This window comes from Streptomyces sp. NPDC044002 (genome assembly GCF_056434525.1).
The window spans coordinates 1-3,146 of sequence record NZ_JBWKEZ010000144.1 but is presented as its reverse complement, the minus strand read 5'-3'; the positions used below and the strand labels follow the sequence as shown (position 1 = coordinate 3,146).

Sequence of the window (3,146 nt, the reverse complement as noted above, 5' to 3'; positions counted from 1 at the left end):
CCCCGCCGGCGTTTGAGGCGCGGGGGTCTGGGGGCGGAGCCCCCAGGAGGGGTCCGGGCGCAGCCCGGGGAACGGGCGAAGGGCGGGTAGGGGACGGCCCCGCGCAGCGGACCCCACCGCCCGGCCACGGCTCAGACCGAGCCCAGCCAGCTGCCCACCGCGTACGTGACGGCCATCGCGACGGCACCCCCCACCACGTTGCGCAGCACCGCCCTCGGCACCGGCGCCCCGCCCAGCCGCGCGCTCGCCACCCCGCACAGCGTCAGCGCCCCCAGCACCGCCACCACCGTCACCGGCACGCGCCACGACGCCCCCGGCAGGACCACCGCCAGCAGCGGCAGCAGCGCCCCGGCCGTGAAGGCGAGCAGGCTGGCGAAGGCGGCGTGCCACGGGTTCGCCAGCTCGTCCGGCTCGATCCCCAGCTCCACCCGGGCGTGCGCCCGCAGCGCATCCCGTTCCGTCAGCTGCTCGGCGGCCTCCCGGGCCAGCTCCCGGCTCAGGCCCCGCGCAGCCAGCAGCTCCGTCAGCTCGTCCAGCTCCGCTTCCGGTTCCGCCGCCAGCTCCTGCCGCTCCAGGTCCAGCGCCGCCCGTTCGGAGTCCCGCTGCGAGCTGACCGACACGTACTCCCCCGCCGCCATCGACAGCGAGCCCGCGAGCAGCCCGGCCACGCCCGCCGTGAGGATCGCCGTGCGCGAGGTGGTGGCGCCGGCCACGCCGACCACCAGGCCCGCGGTGGAGATGATCCCGTCGTTGGCGCCGAGCACCCCCGCCCGCAGCCAGTTCAGCCGGGTGCTGATCGCCGCGCTCCGCGTATCCGTCACGCCACCACTGTGTCGGCCCGCGCCCGGCAGGGCCACCCGGCGTGCGCGGCCCGGGCCGCCGTACCAGGGTGGAGGGGTGAGACGCGGACGGGAGGAGCCGGGCTGGCTGCAGGGGGCACCGCCGCCGCGCTGGGCCCGGATCGCGCCCGCGGTGGCCCTGGTCGCGCTCTGCCTCACCCAGTGGACCACCCGCACGGAGGAGCTGGGCTACTTCCTGGCGGCCCTGCCCGCCGTGGCCGCCTTCGCCTACGGGCCCGCCGGCACCGCCGTCTTCGCCGCGCTCGTGCTGCTCCTGCTGGGCGTCCCCGAGCTGCGGGTCGGGCACGCGCGCGGCAGCGACCTGGCCACCGTGGCCACCGTCGGGCTGCTCAGCATGGTCATCGCCTGGGTGCGGCGGCGCCGGGACGCCCAGCTCGTCAGCGTGCGCACGGTCGCCGAGGCGGCCCAGCTGGCGGTGCTGCCGCCGGTGCCGGAGCGGGTGGGCCGGGTGCGCTGCGCCGGGCTGTACCGGGCCGCGCAGCGGGGCACGCTGGTCGGCGGCGACCTGTTCGACGTACGGGCCGGGCCGTACGGGGTGCGGGTGGTGGTCGGGGACGTGCAGGGGCACGGGCTGGCGGCCGTCGGAACGGTGGCCTCGCTGCTCGGCGCCTTCCGCGAGGCGGTCCTGGACGACCAGGAGCTCGCGGCGGTCGCGGCCCGGCTGGACCGGCGGCTGGCGGCGGACGCGGCCGCGGACTCCGTGGCGCATCCGGAGCTGTTCGCCACGGCGCTGCTGCTGGAGTTCCCGCCCGGGCTGGACCTCGTACGGATCGTGTCGTGCGGGCATCCGCCGGCGCTGCTGCTGCGGGAGCACACGGTCACGGAGGCCGCCGTGGAGCCTGGGCCCCCGCTGGGCCTGGGCCTGACCGGGCCTGCCCTCCCGGCGGTGGCCGAACTGCCGCTGCTGCCGGGCGACCGGCTGCTCGCGCACACGGACGGGGTCACCGAGGCCCGCGACGCGGCCGGGCACTTCTACCCGCTGGCCGTGCGGGTCCCGGTGCTGGCGAACGACCCGGCGGGCCTGGTCCCGGCGGTGTGGCGGGACCTCGCGGCCTTCACCGGCGGCGGCCCGCGCGACGACGTGGCGCTGCTGCTGCTGTCGCCCGAACAGCGGTTGCCGGGCGGTGCGGGGCCCGCCTAGCTTCAGGGGGCATGCACTGCGCGTCCTCGTCCCGACACCCGTGGGAGCCGCCATGTCCATGCCGATGCTGCTGATCAGGGGCACCTTCCGCGCGAAGGGCACCAAACCCGACGGGGACACCCTCTCCTTCACCCCGGACGACGTGACCGACTGGAAGCGCGTGCCGGGCCCCAGACCGGTGGTACCGGGGTCCTTCGGCCAGGCCTCCATCCGCCTGGAAAGCATCGACGCACTGGAGACCCACTACGGCGACAAGAACTCGCCCTCGGGCGTACAGCACCAGCCCCTGGAACTGGCGCACGCGGCCGCGGACGCGCTGCTCAAGGCGGTCGGCTTCACCGATTTCCACCGGGCCGGGACCGGGACCGGCGATGAGGCCGAGAAGATCACCAGCACCATCCCGGAGACCGTCCCGGGCTGGATCCTCACCCGCGGCGCCGACGTCTTCGGCCGGTGCGTGGCCCTGGTCGGCACGGGGCTCCCGCCCGCCTTCAACGGCTACGAGGTCGACGTGGACGGGAAGGCGCTGGAGAAGACGGTCAACTACCAGCTGGTCAAGGACGGCCTGGTCTACCCGACCTACTACAGCGGCTTCTCCGAGGTGCTGCGGGCGTCCCTCACCGCGGCCGCCACGGCGGCGCGGGAGGCGCAGAAGGGTGTGTGGAAGGAGGACCGGACCCTCAGGGGGGCCGAGGTCGTCGCGCTGTCCTCGCTGACCGGCGACAAGGGGGCCGTTGTCCTCCCGAAGCTCTTCCGCCGGCTGAAGGACTACCTGGACCTGGAGCCGAGGAACCCGTCCCTCGCCTGCTTCCGCGCGTACCTGGCGGGGGCGTGGGAGGACCGGTTCTACATCCAGGGCAAGCCGGGCGTGTTCAACGGCATGCACCACATCGTCGAGGTCGACGGGCAGGTCGTGAAGATGACCCACGGGCCGATGGAGATCGTCTTCGTGGAGAAGTGAGCCGGAGAGAGTCAGGGGCGGGGGGGGGGGGGGGTTCCCCCCCCCCCCCCCCCCCCCCCCCCCCCCCCCCCCCCCCCCCCCCGCCCTCCCCCCCCCCCCCCCCCCCCCCCCCCCCCCCCCCCCCCCCCCCCCCCCCCCCCCCCCCCCCCCCCCCCCGCCCCCCCCCCCCCCCCCCCCCCCCCCG

At 76.5% G+C, this 3,146-nt stretch carries 3 protein-coding genes; 2 read left to right on the top strand and 1 reads right to left on the bottom strand.

Translation table 11 applies throughout. From position 1 onward, the window contains the following. Window positions 1–131: 131 nt before the first annotated feature. A complete protein-coding gene (locus tag AC07A6_RS41295) occupies window positions 132–821 on the bottom strand; it encodes a VIT1/CCC1 transporter family protein (protein WP_478780530.1) in 690 nt (229 codons plus the stop codon). Window positions 822–927: 106 nt separating this feature from the next. On the opposite strand from AC07A6_RS41295, the gene AC07A6_RS41290 reads away from it, so the two are divergent. Next, a complete protein-coding gene (locus tag AC07A6_RS41290; protein WP_478780531.1) occupies window positions 928–2,001 on the top strand; it encodes a PP2C family protein-serine/threonine phosphatase in 1,074 nt (357 codons plus the stop codon). Window positions 2,002–2,053: 52 nt separating this feature from the next. After that, window positions 2,054–2,962, top strand: coding sequence for a thermonuclease family protein (locus tag AC07A6_RS41285; protein ID WP_478780529.1), 909 nt, complete (start codon window positions 2,054–2,056; stop codon window positions 2,960–2,962). Window positions 2,963–3,146 lie beyond the last annotated feature (184 nt).